At 70.3% G+C, this 12,968-nt stretch carries 10 protein-coding genes and 1 pseudogene; 8 read left to right on the forward strand and 3 right to left on the reverse strand.

What is annotated here, in order from left to right; translation table 11 throughout:
• Nucleotide 1 precedes the first annotated feature (1 nt).
• Nucleotides 2-1,576, reverse strand: a complete 1,575-nt coding sequence (locus JOC24_RS14765; RefSeq protein WP_205020706.1) for a Mu transposase C-terminal domain-containing protein — start codon at nucleotides 1,574-1,576, stop codon at nucleotides 2-4.
• A 154-nt stretch (nucleotides 1,577-1,730) separates the two neighbouring features.
• Here JOC24_RS14765 and JOC24_RS14770 point away from each other — a divergent pair, with 154 nt between their 5' ends.
• The 5 genes from JOC24_RS14770 (at nucleotide 1,731) to JOC24_RS14790 (ending at nucleotide 7,611) form a co-directional block, all read left to right on the forward strand.
• Nucleotides 1,731-2,546, forward strand: a complete 816-nt coding sequence (locus JOC24_RS14770) for a GIY-YIG nuclease family protein (RefSeq protein WP_205020707.1) — start codon at nucleotides 1,731-1,733, stop codon at nucleotides 2,544-2,546.
• A 168-nt stretch (nucleotides 2,547-2,714) separates the two neighbouring features.
• Entirely contained in the window at nucleotides 2,715-3,563 is an 849-nt protein-coding gene (locus tag JOC24_RS33240) for a recombinase family protein (RefSeq protein ID WP_205020708.1), read from the forward strand.
• Between the two features lie 584 nt (nucleotides 3,564-4,147).
• Nucleotides 4,148-5,542, forward strand: a complete 1,395-nt coding sequence (locus tag JOC24_RS14780; RefSeq protein ID WP_205020709.1) for an amidohydrolase family protein — start codon at nucleotides 4,148-4,150, stop codon at nucleotides 5,540-5,542.
• 38 nt (nucleotides 5,543-5,580) lie between these two features.
• Nucleotides 5,581-6,306, forward strand: coding sequence for an Atu4866 domain-containing protein (locus JOC24_RS33245; RefSeq protein WP_239580449.1), 726 nt, complete (start codon nucleotides 5,581-5,583; stop codon nucleotides 6,304-6,306).
• Between the two features lie 81 nt (nucleotides 6,307-6,387).
• Nucleotides 6,388-7,611 carry an MFS transporter gene (locus JOC24_RS14790; protein WP_205020710.1) on the forward strand — a complete coding sequence of 408 codons (1,224 nt, stop codon included), beginning with the start codon at nucleotides 6,388-6,390 and terminating at the stop codon, nucleotides 7,609-7,611.
• An 81-nt stretch (nucleotides 7,612-7,692) separates the two neighbouring features.
• On the opposite strand, the gene JOC24_RS14795 is transcribed toward JOC24_RS14790, so the two are convergent.
• Nucleotides 7,693-8,535 carry a helix-turn-helix transcriptional regulator gene (locus JOC24_RS14795; RefSeq protein WP_205020711.1) on the reverse strand — a complete coding sequence of 281 codons (843 nt, stop codon included), beginning with the start codon at nucleotides 8,533-8,535 and terminating at the stop codon, nucleotides 7,693-7,695.
• A 198-nt stretch (nucleotides 8,536-8,733) separates the two neighbouring features.
• Between JOC24_RS14795 and JOC24_RS14800 the strand changes: the two genes are divergently transcribed.
• The 3 genes and pseudogenes from JOC24_RS14800 to JOC24_RS14810 all read left to right on the forward strand — a co-directional run.
• Entirely contained in the window at nucleotides 8,734-8,955 is a 222-nt protein-coding gene (locus JOC24_RS14800; protein WP_205020862.1) for an Atu4866 domain-containing protein, read from the forward strand.
• Entirely contained in the window at nucleotides 8,952-9,809 is an 858-nt protein-coding gene (locus JOC24_RS14805) for an oxidoreductase (protein ID WP_205020712.1), read from the forward strand. The genes JOC24_RS14800 and JOC24_RS14805 overlap by 4 nt, the downstream gene beginning before the upstream one ends.
• A gap of 242 nt (nucleotides 9,810-10,051) precedes the next feature.
• Nucleotides 10,052-11,920, forward strand: a pseudogene (locus JOC24_RS14810) (alpha-amylase family glycosyl hydrolase); the annotation flags it as partial.
• A 468-nt stretch (nucleotides 11,921-12,388) separates the two neighbouring features.
• Here JOC24_RS14810 and JOC24_RS14815 read toward each other — a convergent pair.
• Nucleotides 12,389-12,562, reverse strand: a complete 174-nt coding sequence (locus JOC24_RS14815) for a CsbD family protein (protein ID WP_205020713.1) — start codon at nucleotides 12,560-12,562, stop codon at nucleotides 12,389-12,391.
• Nucleotides 12,563-12,968: the final 406 nt, after the last annotated feature.

Genomic DNA, 12,968 nt, shown 5'->3' on the forward strand with positions numbered 1-12,968 from the left:
GTCAGGTCTCCTCGTTCGTGGTGATCGGGGTGATGCCGAGCAGGGAGGTGGAGGCGCGGGCACGCAGGGCGGCGTCGAGCTGCTGGCGGGAGGAGCCGCGGCCGACCTTGTCCGTGACGAGCCGGGATTCGGCGGCCGGGCTGTCGCCGGTCATCGGTGCGAGCTCGCGCCGGGCCCGCCGGGATGCCTTGCGTCGTTCGCGGCCGAGCCGGGCGGCTTCGTCGCGCTGCTGGAGGCGGAAGGCGTCGGTCTGCTCGGCGGTGAGCGTTCCGGTCGGCAGCGCGGTGCACAGGTGTTTGCCGCCCAGGTAGACCTCGACGGACCGGTCGTCGTGCGGCATGTAGCGGATCTGGACGACCTGGCCGACGCGGCCGTGGATCTCCGGGGCGACGTAGGCGTGCCCGTTGAGGTGGATGCCGTCCTTCTGGATGGTGCGTTCGTCGCCGGCCAGCAGCAGGTGGCGCAGCTTGTCCGCGTCGATCCGGTGCAGCGGCGCCTCGTCCTCCTGCCAGGCGGCCAGCGGGGTGCGGCCGTCCAGCATCCGGTGCGGGCGTTCGGTGTTGTACCAGCGGGTCCAGGCGGCGAGCCGTTTCACGAAGTCGTCCAAGAGCATCGGCCCGCCGCTCTTCTCGGCGGCGCGCTTGGCGGCCGGGCTGTCGCCGACGGGCCCGTACAGGCGGCCCGACGCGTCGCGGGGCCCGCCGGTGAAGCCGGGCATCAGCGAGATGAGGGTCTGCTCGATGGTCAGGTTGACCCGCTCGACCTTGCCCTTGCGGTGCGGGGTGAACGCCGGCAGGCGGTGGACGGTGACGCACAGCGCGGCCATCACGTCCTTGATGGTGCCGGCGGCGAACTCCAGGCCGCGGTCGATCCGTACGCGGGCCGGAACGGCGCCGAACGGTGAGACGTCGGGGTCGTGGACCAGGGCCATGCGCATCGCGGTGAGCACGGTGCCCGCGTGCGGGCTCACCGCGAGCGACCAGCCGAGCAGGGCGCGGGTGCCGTCGTCGACGATCGTGGTCATCCACGGGGAGAGCGGCTTGCCCTTGGGCGGGTGCACGAGGATCGGCAGCTGCTTGTGGTCCATCTCCCACACCCGGCCCCTCGCCTCGTCCGGGCGCCGCAGGTACACCGACTTCGCCCGGCGCCCGGACTCGCCGACCTTCCACGCGGCCCGCTCGGCCGGGGTGAGCTCGCGGTTGAAGGCGACCTGCATCGTGCGCAGCGCGAGCGGGGCGGCGTCCGCCCAGCCCTCGCGCAGGAAGTCGGGGACCGGGGCGCCGGCGGTGGTGCCGTCGCCGTCGACCACGGCCTGGCGGGCGCGGTACACGGCGGAGACGTTCCCCCGGTACAGGGCGTACGCCTCCCGGTCGGTCTCGCTCAGCACGTACGGTTCGGGCCCGCGGTGTTCGGGGACGCGGGAGGGCGCGGCCAGCCACCGCCACACCGTGCGCTCGCTGACGCCCAGGCCCTCGGCGGCCAGGCGTACGTGCGCGGCCGACAGCTGCTCGGCGTCGCGCAGCTGGTTCAGCCGGGCCACCGCCGCCGCCCGCTTCGACTCCTGCGCCCCCTCCATGATCGGAAGTCTCCGGCAGCGTCCCGATACGTGTTCGGGACACCTCTCCCGTTCACCCGTACGAGTGAACGGGAGAGGAACGGCGGGCAGGCTTCCTCATCACGTTCACGCTGATCACGGCGACCGCCGTATCGGCAGAAAGGAAACCAGCGACATGGGTAGCGAAGAGTTGCGGTACCTGCTGGGTGGTCCTCATGAGGCGGGCGAGGAGGTGGTGTACCTCCTGCGTGCTCATGATGTCGATGAGTTCAGGACGCCAGGCCGAGGGCGCAGCAAGTGCAAGATCGGCACAACGAGCGACCTGGGCACCCGCCTGCCGAAGATCTACAACGGATCGTCGGATCCGCTGGAGCTGATGGCGACTTACCCGGGAGGCGAGGAGCTGGAGCGGGCGCTACACGTCTGGTTCGACCTCTTTCGGAAGCACCTGGAGTGGTTTTACTTCTTCGACGTAGAGCCGAAGCCGCTGGTGGACCGCGCGGTGGAAGTGATCCGCGAGCACGGCCTGGGGTGGAAGAGCGTGCCACAGCGGAAGAAGGAGATCGCTCAGGCTGTCCGCAGCACGAGAAAGGCTGGGCAGCACCTGGGGTCCCTCGGTTCGGAGATCCGGCGTATCCAGGACCTGGGGCAACGAGTCCGCACCGAGGCCGAACGAGTGCTCACGTGGGATTTCGTCCCACGCACAGAAGAGGACGAGGCGTTGGCCGACCGCGCCCGCCAAGAGCACGTCCACCTTCTCCACCTCCTGACCGACCACCTCGGACGGCTCCTGGAGGACATGAAGAGTTCCATCACCTCCGCTGCTCGAACTGGCGTCCTACCGATGACCGATGCCAAGGCCGCGTCCGACCTGGACGGCGAGACGGTGGAACAGATCATGCACAAGCCGAAGGCGTCGAATTCAGGCCCGTGGAAGCTGATTGAGCAGTGGCAGGCGCCGCTGAACAACTCGAACGCCTTGAGGCCCTGACCTCTTTCGGCCGTCCCGGAAACGGTCGTTTCCGGGACGGCCGTCCGCCGACGCGGCCGGAGCGCGGGAGGCGTCCCGAAAGACGTCCCGAAACCGGCGGGCGCCACGGAGAAGCAGGACGGGTATTCGGGACGGACCGCGTCGAGCGGCTGGGCGGGAGGGGAACACGTGAACGGCGACCTGGACGAGATCGCCCGCGCCGAGCTCGTCGAGCGCGAACCGTGCCCGCGATGCGGGGCGGCGCCCGGATCGGCGTGCCGGGCCAACTCCGGCGTCGTCGCCGTCGACTACCACACCGGCCGGTACGCGAAGATCCCCGGACTGAAGTCCGGACCCGCGATCCGCATCCCCGCCGCCCGCGGGCCGGGCCGACCCTGGCAGCCCGGCCCCGAGCCCGACCCCGGCCTGCTCGCCGCGCGGGAGCGCACCGGCGACCGGATCGGCTACGCCCGCGTCTCCAGCAAGGGCCAGGACCTCGCCGGACAGGTCCGCGCGCTGAAGGAAGCCGAGTGCGTGCGCATCTACGTCGAGAAGGTCGGCACCCGGGAGAAGATCCGGCCCGAGTACAACGCCGCCCTGGCCGACCTGCGTCCGGCCGACACGCTCACTGTCACCATGCTCGACCGCCTCGGCCGCAACATGGTCGAGCTGATCACCAGCGCGCAGGACCTCGCCGAGCGCGGCCACCGCCTGGAGATCCGCACCGGGCCCCTCGCGGGCATCTACGACCCGCACGGTGCGGGCAAGGTCCTCTTCGTGGTCTTCGCTGCGATGGCGGAGGTGGAGCGGGAGTTCATTCACGAGCGGACCCTGGTCGGTCTGGACACCGCCGCGGCGAAGGGCAAGCACGGTGGTCGCCCGCCGGCCGTCGACGGAGACATGCTCGCCGTCGCCCTGCGCCGTCGCGAGGCGAAGGAGTCCGTCACCGCCATCGCCGCTCACCTCGGCGTCGGCCGCTCCACCCTGTACCGGACGCTGTCCGCGTACGACGAAGCGATCACCACCGGCCGCGGGTAAGCCCCTCAGGAAAGTGCACCGCCCTGCGGACGGCGGCGGCACGTGGCGAGGAAGTGGGGGAAGTCGGCGGTGGGCAGGGCCGACCAGTCGGCGATGTCCTGTCCGAAGGCGGCCCCGACGCGTCGCCCCGTACGGCAACAGTACGGCAGGCGGCGATGAGGAATCTGCGCCGTTGCGGTCCTCGGCGGATCCTCAGCCGAAAGCGGAGAAGGCGCGCTCCTCCCTCTCCTTCTGCGCACGCCGTAACCCGCTCCAGTCCAGTGCCTGCTGCGCCTGGGCCCGCGTTTGTTCGGCCACCTTCCTCGTCTCGGCCGGCACGTCGCCACGTTCTTGGACCAGCCGGTCGTAGATCGGCGGATGCTCAGATATCTCTGCGGTGCTCCTGGCATCTGATCCTCCCCGCTCCCCCGCGATCTGTCAGGCCCCGCCGGCGAGCCGGCTCACTGGCGGGTCGCGCGGTGAGCCTGGGTGTGCTGTACCTGGGCAGAGGGCGGCCTGGTTGCTCCTGCCGGACGGGCCGAGGCTGGGGTCATCGCCCACCCGGCACGGGCCCCGCGCCCTGGCCTGATGAACAGGACTTCCCCTTGATTTCCTCCGACACCACCAGCCCGGCTCTGCTCGCACAGCTTCAGCACCGGTCCACCGATCCGAAGCGGCGCATCCTGTTCACCGGGGCGACCATCGTCACCATGGATCCCGACCTCGGTGTCCTTCACGACGCCGATCTCCTCGTCGAGGGTGACACGATCACCGCCATCGGCAGGAGCCTGAGCCAGGACGGTGCGGTGGTCGTCGACGCCACCGGCACGATCCTCACGCCGGGCTTCGTCGACACCCACCGGCATGCCTGGGAGACCCAGCTGCGCCGGATCATGCCGGACGTCGACGACCTCGGCGCCTACGTGATGTCCACGCTCGCCGGCTACGCCACCGTCTACCGGCCCCACGACATGTACGTCGGTACCAAGCTGGCCGCCCTGACGGCGATCGACAGCGGCATCACGACCATGCTCGACTTCTCCCACAACTCCCGCACCCCCGAGCATTCCGACGCGGCCGTCCAGGCGCTGATCGACACCGGCATCCGCGGCGTGCACGCCTCCATGGGCCCGCACTTCGGGGACTGGGACAAGCAGTGGCCCGGCGACCTGACCCGCCTCAAGGAGCGGTACTTCGCCGGCGACGACCAGTTGCTGACCCTGCGCCTGGCCGCGCTGGCCACCGACGAGATCGCCGGGCCCGCCCTGGCCTACGGCCCCGAACTCGCCCGCACGGCGAAGGACCTGGGCATCGGTGTGAGCGTGGATGCCGTCTTCGGTGCCTCCTCCTCGTCGGCCATCCTGAACTGGGCGAAGGACTGCATCCTCGGTCCGGACCTCACTCTCATTCACGCCACCGGCCTGACCTCCGAGGCGTGGAAGGCGATCGGGGAGAGCGGTACGACCATCGCCCTGGCCCCGACCTCGGACGCGCAGATCGGGCTGGAGACCGCGGTCCCCGCCATCGACGAAGCCCTGGCGGTGGGGGTGCGGCCCGGTCTGAGCATCGACGTCGAGGTGGCGCTGGTCAGCGACATGTTCACGCAGATGCGGGCCCTGCACGCCATCCAGCGGATGCGCGCGGTCAACACGGTCTACGGCACCGAGCAGCCGCCGGCCCGGATCACCACCCACGACGTCCTGGACTTCGCCACCCTCCAGGGCGCCCGCACCAACGGCCTGGCCGGCGTCACCGGCTCACTCACCGTGGGTAAGAAGGCCGACCTGCTGGTCATCCGGGCCGAGGACCTGAACAACATGCCGCTCAACGACGCCGTCGGCACCGTCGTGCTGGGCTCGGACGCCCGCAACATCAGCGCCGTCCTCATCAACGGCGAAGTACGCAAGTGGAACGGCCAGGTCCTCGACGTCGACCTGCCCGCGCTGCGCGAGGAGGTCCACGCCTCCCGCGAGTACGTCCTCAACACTCCTGCCGCCTGACGACGGCTCCACCGCCTCGACGTAGATCAGGTACCGACATGACCAGCATCCCCTTCCCCATCCCGCGCCGCGACAACGACATGCTGCGCGAGCTGCGCGCCCCCCAGGGCCGGCCGCTGCTGCTGACCGGCGGCACCGTCGTGACCGGCAATGAGCTGCTGGGCGACTGGCAGAACGCCGACGTCCTCATCGGCGGCACCGTGATCGTGGGCGTCGGCCCCGGCCTGCTGACCGCCGCCGGCGACGACGACATGATCGTCATCGATTGCGCGGGCACCCTCGTCCTGCCCGCCGCCACCGACTTCACCACCCCACACACCAGCGCCACCCTCACCCCCGGCCGGAGCGCCGACATCGCCGTCCTGCGGCTGGCCGACACCCCCGAAACCCCCGCCGGCGCGGCACCGGCCCGCGGCAGCCACCTCGACATCCTGATCACCGCCGGACAGGTCCGCCTCTGGGACGGCCGCCCCCTCGACGAGGCCGGCACCCCCACCGCGGCGGCCCCAGCCAGTGGGCCTGTCTACGACCCGGCACATCCCTTCATGGGGATGTGGGTCGACGATCACGACTTCGTGCGCCAGGAGCTGCTGCCCGACGGGCGCTACGACGAGGCGCGCGGGGACCGCCCCAGCGCCTACCAGGGCCGCTACTGGATCACCGGCAACCGCATCGACTACCTCGACGACCTGGGCTTCTGGGCCTTCGGCGAATTCCACGACGGCCACCTGCACCACGCCGGCTACCGCTTCACCCGCCGCTGACCACCCGCCCCCACGATCCCTTCCCGGCCGATCGCACACCTTCCGTGCGATCGGCCGCCCCATGCCCACCCCGGAGTCCCCGTGCATCCCCTTGTTCCATCCCGGCACCCGGCCAAGACCGCCGCACCGGGCACACCCCCCGGCTGGGCCCCCACCACCGCGACGATCACGCTGCTGACCTCGCTCGGCGTCCTGGTCGTCGGCCAGATGTACACCGTCCTGGCCCTGCTGAGCCCCATGGCTCTCTCCCTGCACACCACACCCGAGCAGGTCACCTGGACCGCGACGTCGTTCGGGTTCGCCTACGCCGCCGGCTTTCTCGTCGTCGGCCCGCTGACGGACCGGTACGGGCCACGCGCGGTGATGACCGCCGGACTCGTGGCAGCAACGGCCGCCACCGCCGTGGTCAGCGCAGCCCCGGACCTGACCTGGGCCATCGCCCTGCGCATGGTCCAGGGGCTGACAGCCGCGGCGTTCGCCCCCGCCGCGTTCTCCTACGTCACCCACCACATCGCACCCAAGCGGCGCGCGATGGCCCTGACCTGTGTCACCAGCGGCATGCTCGGCGCCGCCGTCCTCATGCAGATCGCAGCCCAGGCCGTCGCCGCCGGGCCCGGATGGCGCGCGGTGTTCCTCCTCAGCGCCGCCCTCATGGCCCTGAGCCTGCTGCCCGTTCACCGCACCCTGCGCCCCACCCCGCGCCAGGACACCGGCGGACTGCTGCACGCCTTCGCCGCGATGCCGCGGCTCCTGCGCCGGGGCCGGCTGCTCGCCCTGTACGCAGCCACCGTGACCTTGATGGCGGGATTCGTCGCCCTCTACACGGCCGTGTCCGTCGCCGGGCCGCCCGGTATCGCCGGGAACCCCACCGCGATCCTGACCCTACGGGCCAGCGCCCTGCCGGCACTGGTCGCCGTCCCCCTGCTCGCGCCCACCCTGTCGCGGCTGGCCGCACCGAAGCGTCTGGTACTCGCGCTGGGCGTGGCCGCTGTCACCGCCACGGCCGCCTCCCTGCTCGGCGGACACACGATCCTCCTGGCCGTGGCACTGCTGCTGTTCGTGGGCGCCGTCGCGACCGCGGCACCCGCTGTCGTCGAGACCGTCAACGCCACCGCCCCGCACGCGCGCGGCGCAGCCGTCGCCCTCTACGCGTGCAGCATGTTCATCGGCGCCAGCCTGGGCCCGCAACTGGCCGGCGCCCTCACTGGTCAGGGTTTCGGCACCATCCTGCGCGCCGCCGCCGCCGGGCTCGCCCTGGGCGCCGCCCTTGCACTGCCGGCCCTACGCCGCCGGCACCCCGAGTGATCGTTGTTCTGAACGCGTGAGCCCATCGCACCCTGAGGTGCGATGGGCTCACGCGCATAAGACTCTGCCTTCCCCGGGAGCTCACTGCTCCGGAGCAGTCTCCTGGCGGTGGGTGGCGTGGAGGCTGCCGAGCAGGGCCAGCGCCTGGGCGCCGGGGCTTCCCGATGCGGCGTGGTAGATCACTAGCTGCTGGCCCGGCGCGCCGCGGACGTCGAAGGTCTGGTAGGTGAGATCGAGACGGCCGACATCGGGGTGCAGGAGCTCCTTGCCGGCACGGGTCTTGCCGTGCACGGTGTGCGAGGACCACAGGGCGGCGAACTCCTCGCTCTCCGCGGTCAGAGATTCGACGAGGTCGTGCAGACGCCGGTAGTGCGGATCCAGACCCGTGGCGTGGCGCAGTCCGGCCACGACCGCCTCCGCCGCCCGCCCCCACTGGGTGAAGAAGCTACGGGCGGCCGGATCGAGGAAGGTCATACGGGCCATGTTGTCCATGTCCTCGAACGGCGAGAACAGGGCATCGGCCAGCGCGTTCGACGCCAGGAAGTCGTTGGCCGGGTTCAGGACGAACGCCGCGGCGGTCGCGTATCCGTCCAGCAGCTCCCGCAACGCAGGACTGACCACTTCCCTCGGCTGCGGCCGCTCACCCTCGGGTGTGGTGCCCGCCAACCGGAACATGTGCTCCCGCGCTTCGACATCCATCAGCAGCGCGCTGCTGATCGCCTCAAGGATCTGCGGCGAAGGGCTGCGCTCGCGGCCCTGTTCCAGGCGGGCGTAGTAGTCGCTGTTCATGCCGGCCAGGACGGCGACCTCCTCCCGCCGCAGCCCCGCCACCCGGCGCGCGCCCCAGGAGGCGAGCCCGACATCGTCGGGGCGCAGGCGGGCGCGGTGGGCACGCAGGAAATCTCCGAGATCGTTGCTGGTCACCCCTCCAGGCTATGGCGCAGCCTTCCGGCGTGCCTGGGTGCCCTGTACCCAGGCACGACTCGTCCTGGCTCCCTTCCCCCGGCCCGCCCACGCTGGTGGCCGGCACCCGGACACGAGAAGGAGCGCATTGTGAGGAACCAGTCGAGGCCACCGGAGAGGGCCGCCGGGCGAAGGACCGTGGACGTGGACGTGGTCGGGATGTGGGTGACCGCGGACGGACATATCCGCCAGGAACTGCGCGCTGACGGCCGCTACGACGAAGCGCGCGGCACCCGGTCCAGTGCCTACACCGGCCGCTACACCGTGACCGGCAACCACCTGCACTACGTCGACGACACCGGCTTCACCGCCACCGGCGACATCCGCGACGGCGTCCTCTTCCACGAACACCTCGTCCTCTACAGGGAGAACAAGGCATGATCCCCACCACCAAGATCTTCCTGATCACCGGCGTCAGCAGCGGCCTCGGCCGCGCGTTCGCCACCGCCGCCCTGGACGCCGGGCACACCGTCGTCGGTACCGTCCGCAAGGATGCAGACGCACAGGCGTTTACCGCCCTGCACACCCAGCGCGCCCACGCCCGCCTCCTCGACGTCACCAACGACACCGCAGTCCGCACCGTGATCGGCGAGGTGGAACAGACCGTGGGGCCCGTCGACGTACTGATCGCGAACGCCGGATACGGCCTGGAGGGCACCTTCGAGGAAACGCCCCTGGCCGACCTGCGCGCCCAGTTCGACGTCAACGTCTTTGGCGCCGCCGCCGCCGTCCAGGCCGTCCTGCCGTTCATGCGCGAACGCCGCCGCGGGCACATCCTGGCCGTCACCTCCATGGGCGGACTCGCCTCCTTCCCCGGCGTCTCCGCCTACTGCGGCAGCAAGTACGCCCTCGAAGGCATCCTCGAAGCCGTCGGCAAGGAAGTCGCCGGCTTCGGCATTCACGTCACCGCCATCGAGCCGGGCTCCTTCCGCACTGACTGGGCGGGCCGCTCCATGGTCCGTGCACCACGGTCCATCCCCGACTACGATGACCTGTTCGAACCCATCCGCGCCGCCCGCCAGGCCGCCAGCGGCAACCAGCTCGGCAACCCCACCAAGGCAGCCGCCGCCCTCCTGCGCATCCTCGACGAACCGAATCCGCCAGCCCACCTCGTCCTCGGATCCGACGCCCTGCGCCTGGTCCGCGCCGGACGCGCGGCGGTCGAGAGCGACCTCGCCACCTGGGAAGACCTCACCCTCTCCACCGACCATACCCCCGCCGACGAGGCGCCGTAAGCCACCCGCGCACCACAGCCACAGCATCGGAGACGACACGCAGGAAGGACGACGGGCAGACCCCGGCGGCGGTGGCACGAGAGCGCTACGCCCGCCGGCCCGTCCCGCACCGCCCGGTACGGGACGGGCCGATCCACGGACCAGTCGCCTTTCAGGCGCCTTCGGTCCTGCCACTGACAAAACGCTGCGCCGTACTGACATCTACTCTGCGCACGACATCAACGGCACCCGAAGAGGCCCCAGGCGACCGGGGCGGTGGCCAGCACACCAAGTCGGGCAACGCAGCCAACGAGGACCCGATGTTCCGGGGCGACTTCAAGGGCCTGGTCGACAAGCTCGACTACATCAAAGGCCTCGGCATGTCGGCCGTCTGGATCACCCCCGTGGTCCTGAACCGGTCCGACTACGACTACCACGGCTATCACGGCTACGACTTCTACGAGGTCGACTCCCGGCTCGAGTCCGCCGGCGCCTCGTACCAGGACCTGATCGACGCGGCCCACGCCAAGGGCATGAAGATCTACCAGGACGTCGTCTACAACCACTCCTCGCGCTGGGGTGCGAAGGGCCTGTTCACCCCGAAGACGTACGGGGTGCGCGACACCCAGTGGAGCTGGTACTACGACGAGAGGAACGACGGCTTCGAGTACGACGGGCTGACCGTCGAGACCAAGTCCGGGAAGTCGTACTACAACGGTGACCTGTGGTCCACGGCCGAGCCTTCGGGCAACACCTGCGTCAACTGGGGCACCCCCACGCAGCACACCTCGCCGGAGGGCTACCGGATCTACAACTGCCAGTGGCCGAGCCCCACTTCGGGGATGTTCCCCAAGGCGTACTACCACAACTGCTGGATCGGCAACTGGGAGGGCGAGGACTCCCGTTCCTGCTGGCTGCACGACGATCTCGCCGACTTCAACACCGAGAGCGCGCCCGTGCAGAACTATCTGATCGGCGCCTACGACAAGTACATCGACATGGGCGTCGACGGCTTCCGCGTGGACACCGCCGTGCACATCCCCCGCACCACCTGGAACCGCCGTTTCCTGCCTGCCATCCAGGAGCGCGTCACCCAGCGGTTCGGTGCCGAGGCCGCGAAGAACTTCTTCGTCTTCGGTGAGGTCGCCGCCTTCGTCAACGACAAGTGGAACCGCGGCTCGGTCAACCACTCCGCGCAGTTCTACACATGGAAGGAGCGCAAGGAGTACAGCGCGGACGACGAGAAGGCCGCCCTGGAGATGTACGACTACGAGCAGCAGCAGGGCACGGGCTCGCAGCCGACCTCCACCAACGCCTTCCTGAACGGAAACGCCTACCACGCCCCGGACCACAGCGAGTTCTCCGGTATGAACGTCATCGACATGCGCATGCACATGAACTTCGGCGACGCGAACAACGCCTACAACAACGGCAAGGACTCCGACGACAGTTACAACGACGCCACCTACAACGTCGTGTACGTCGACAGCCACGACTACGGTCCCAACAAGAGCAGCGAGCGGTACGCGGGAGGAACGGACGCCTGGGCCGAGAACATGTCGTTGATGTGGACCTTCCGGGGCATCCCCACGCTGTACTACGGCTCCGAGATCGAGTTCCGGGCCGGAAAGAAGATCGACTGCGGGCCCACCTGCCCGCTGGCGACGACCGGCCGGGCGTACTACGGCGCGCATCTCACCGGAGACGTCGAGGCGTCGGACTTCGGCACCGTCGACTCGGCGACCGGAGCGGTCGCCGACACCCTGGCGAAACCGCTGGTCAAGCACGTGCAGCGGCTCAACCTGATACGCCGTGCGGTGCCCGCCCTGCAGATGGGGCAGTACTCCACGGAGGGCATCACCGGCTCCATGGCGTACAAGCGCCGCTACACCGACGCGGCGAGCGGCACGGACAGCTTCGCGCTGGTGACGGTCTCCGGCGGCGCCACGTACTCGGGTATCCCCAACGGCACCTACAAGGACGCCGTCACCGGCGACACCAAGGTCGTGACGGGCGGCACGCTGGCCGTCGCGGCACCGGGCAAGGGCAATCTGCGGGTGTACGTCCTCGACCTCGGCGGCAGGAACGCGGCCCCGGGGAAGGTCGGGACGGCGGGTCCCTACCTGAAGTGACGTGGGACGTGGCGGGCGCGCGGTGCGCGTCCGCCACGCCTGCCCGCTCGTGTCCCGCAGTCCACCCGGTGCGGGGTCCGCAGACGGTCGTCCCGCGGCTCGGCGGATCGTGGAGGGGTCCGGGCCTGTGAGGAACGGGGGCGGCGGTTCCCGAAGTCAACGGAGGCCGCAGGCCCGGACACGGCCGACTCGGTCCGCGGCATCACTCTGTCCTGCGACGTCGAGAGGGACAGCCACATCCTCGGCATCCAGCGCCGGGGGCACCGGCACGGCCGGGAGTCACGTCTCCGTCCGTCCGGTCCACGCGGGCAGGCGCGGCCACGCCGCTGTGGACCGCGAGCTCCGCATTCCACATCCCGCGCTCATGGCCGGCCTTCTCCTCGCGGCCCGCAGGGTGCTGTCCCAGGACACGGCGCGGCCCGCGGAGTCGGACTCCGCGGGGCCGGGGGGGCGGGGTTCTGGACGATGTCAGTCGGTCAGGGTGTCCTTGATCTTCTCCTTGGCCTGCCGGGCGTCGCCCTTGGTCTGGTCGGCGCGCCCCTCGGCGGTGAGCCGCTCGTTGCCGACGGTGCGCCCGGCGGCTTCCTTGATCTTGCCCTTGGCCTGGTCGGTCTTCGCCTGGGTCTTCTCGTCAGCAGCCATGTCACTCACACCTTGCTGTTCTCGACATCGTGGTCATCCACCGGGTGACCGCCATCGCCCGGTTCAAACAGGCCGGTTCTCATCGAGTCCGCACGGGGCTCCGGGGAGGGCCAGGGGGTGCGGCGTCATCGGCCGCAGGAACTTGATCAGGGGCAGGGAGGCTCGTACGCGATGCCGCCCAGGTGCCGGTCCCACTGGCGCCGGGTGATCGGCGGGCCCGCGTGGTCGCAGGCCCGGTCGATCAGCCGGGCCGTCTACGGCTACGTGGAGTTGGGCGCCGTGGAGGGGCAGGGTGCTCAGAGGACTTCGCACAGGCGTGGCGGGGGCTCCGAGCACGGGACTTCGCACAGGCGTGTCAGGGGCTCCGAGCGCGGATCGACGTCGGCCGAACGCACCATGGACTGCC

Origin of the sequence: Streptomyces sp. HB132, assembly GCF_016909575.1 — a bacterium.
Classification (GTDB): Bacteria; Actinomycetota; Actinomycetes; order Streptomycetales; family Streptomycetaceae; genus Streptomyces.

What these genes read in the sequence shown, in the direction of transcription:
- JOC24_RS14800 (WP_205020862.1), top strand. Translation starts at nt 8,734, where the DNA reads ATGTGGGTGACCGCGGACGGACATATCCGCCAGGAACTGCGCGCTGAC.
- JOC24_RS14770 (WP_205020707.1), top strand. Translation starts at nt 1,731, where the DNA reads ATGGGTAGCGAAGAGTTGCGGTACCTGCTGGGTGGTCCTCATGAGGCG.
- JOC24_RS33245 (WP_239580449.1), top strand. Translation starts at nt 5,581, where the DNA reads ATGACCAGCATCCCCTTCCCCATCCCGCGCCGCGACAACGACATGCTG.
- JOC24_RS14765 (WP_205020706.1), bottom strand. Translation starts at nt 1,576, where the DNA reads ATGGAGGGGGCGCAGGAGTCGAAGCGGGCGGCGGCGGTGGCCCGGCTG.
- JOC24_RS14805 (WP_205020712.1), top strand. Translation starts at nt 8,952, where the DNA reads ATGATCCCCACCACCAAGATCTTCCTGATCACCGGCGTCAGCAGCGGC.
- JOC24_RS14815 (WP_205020713.1), bottom strand. Translation starts at nt 12,562, where the DNA reads ATGGCTGCTGACGAGAAGACCCAGGCGAAGACCGACCAGGCCAAGGGC.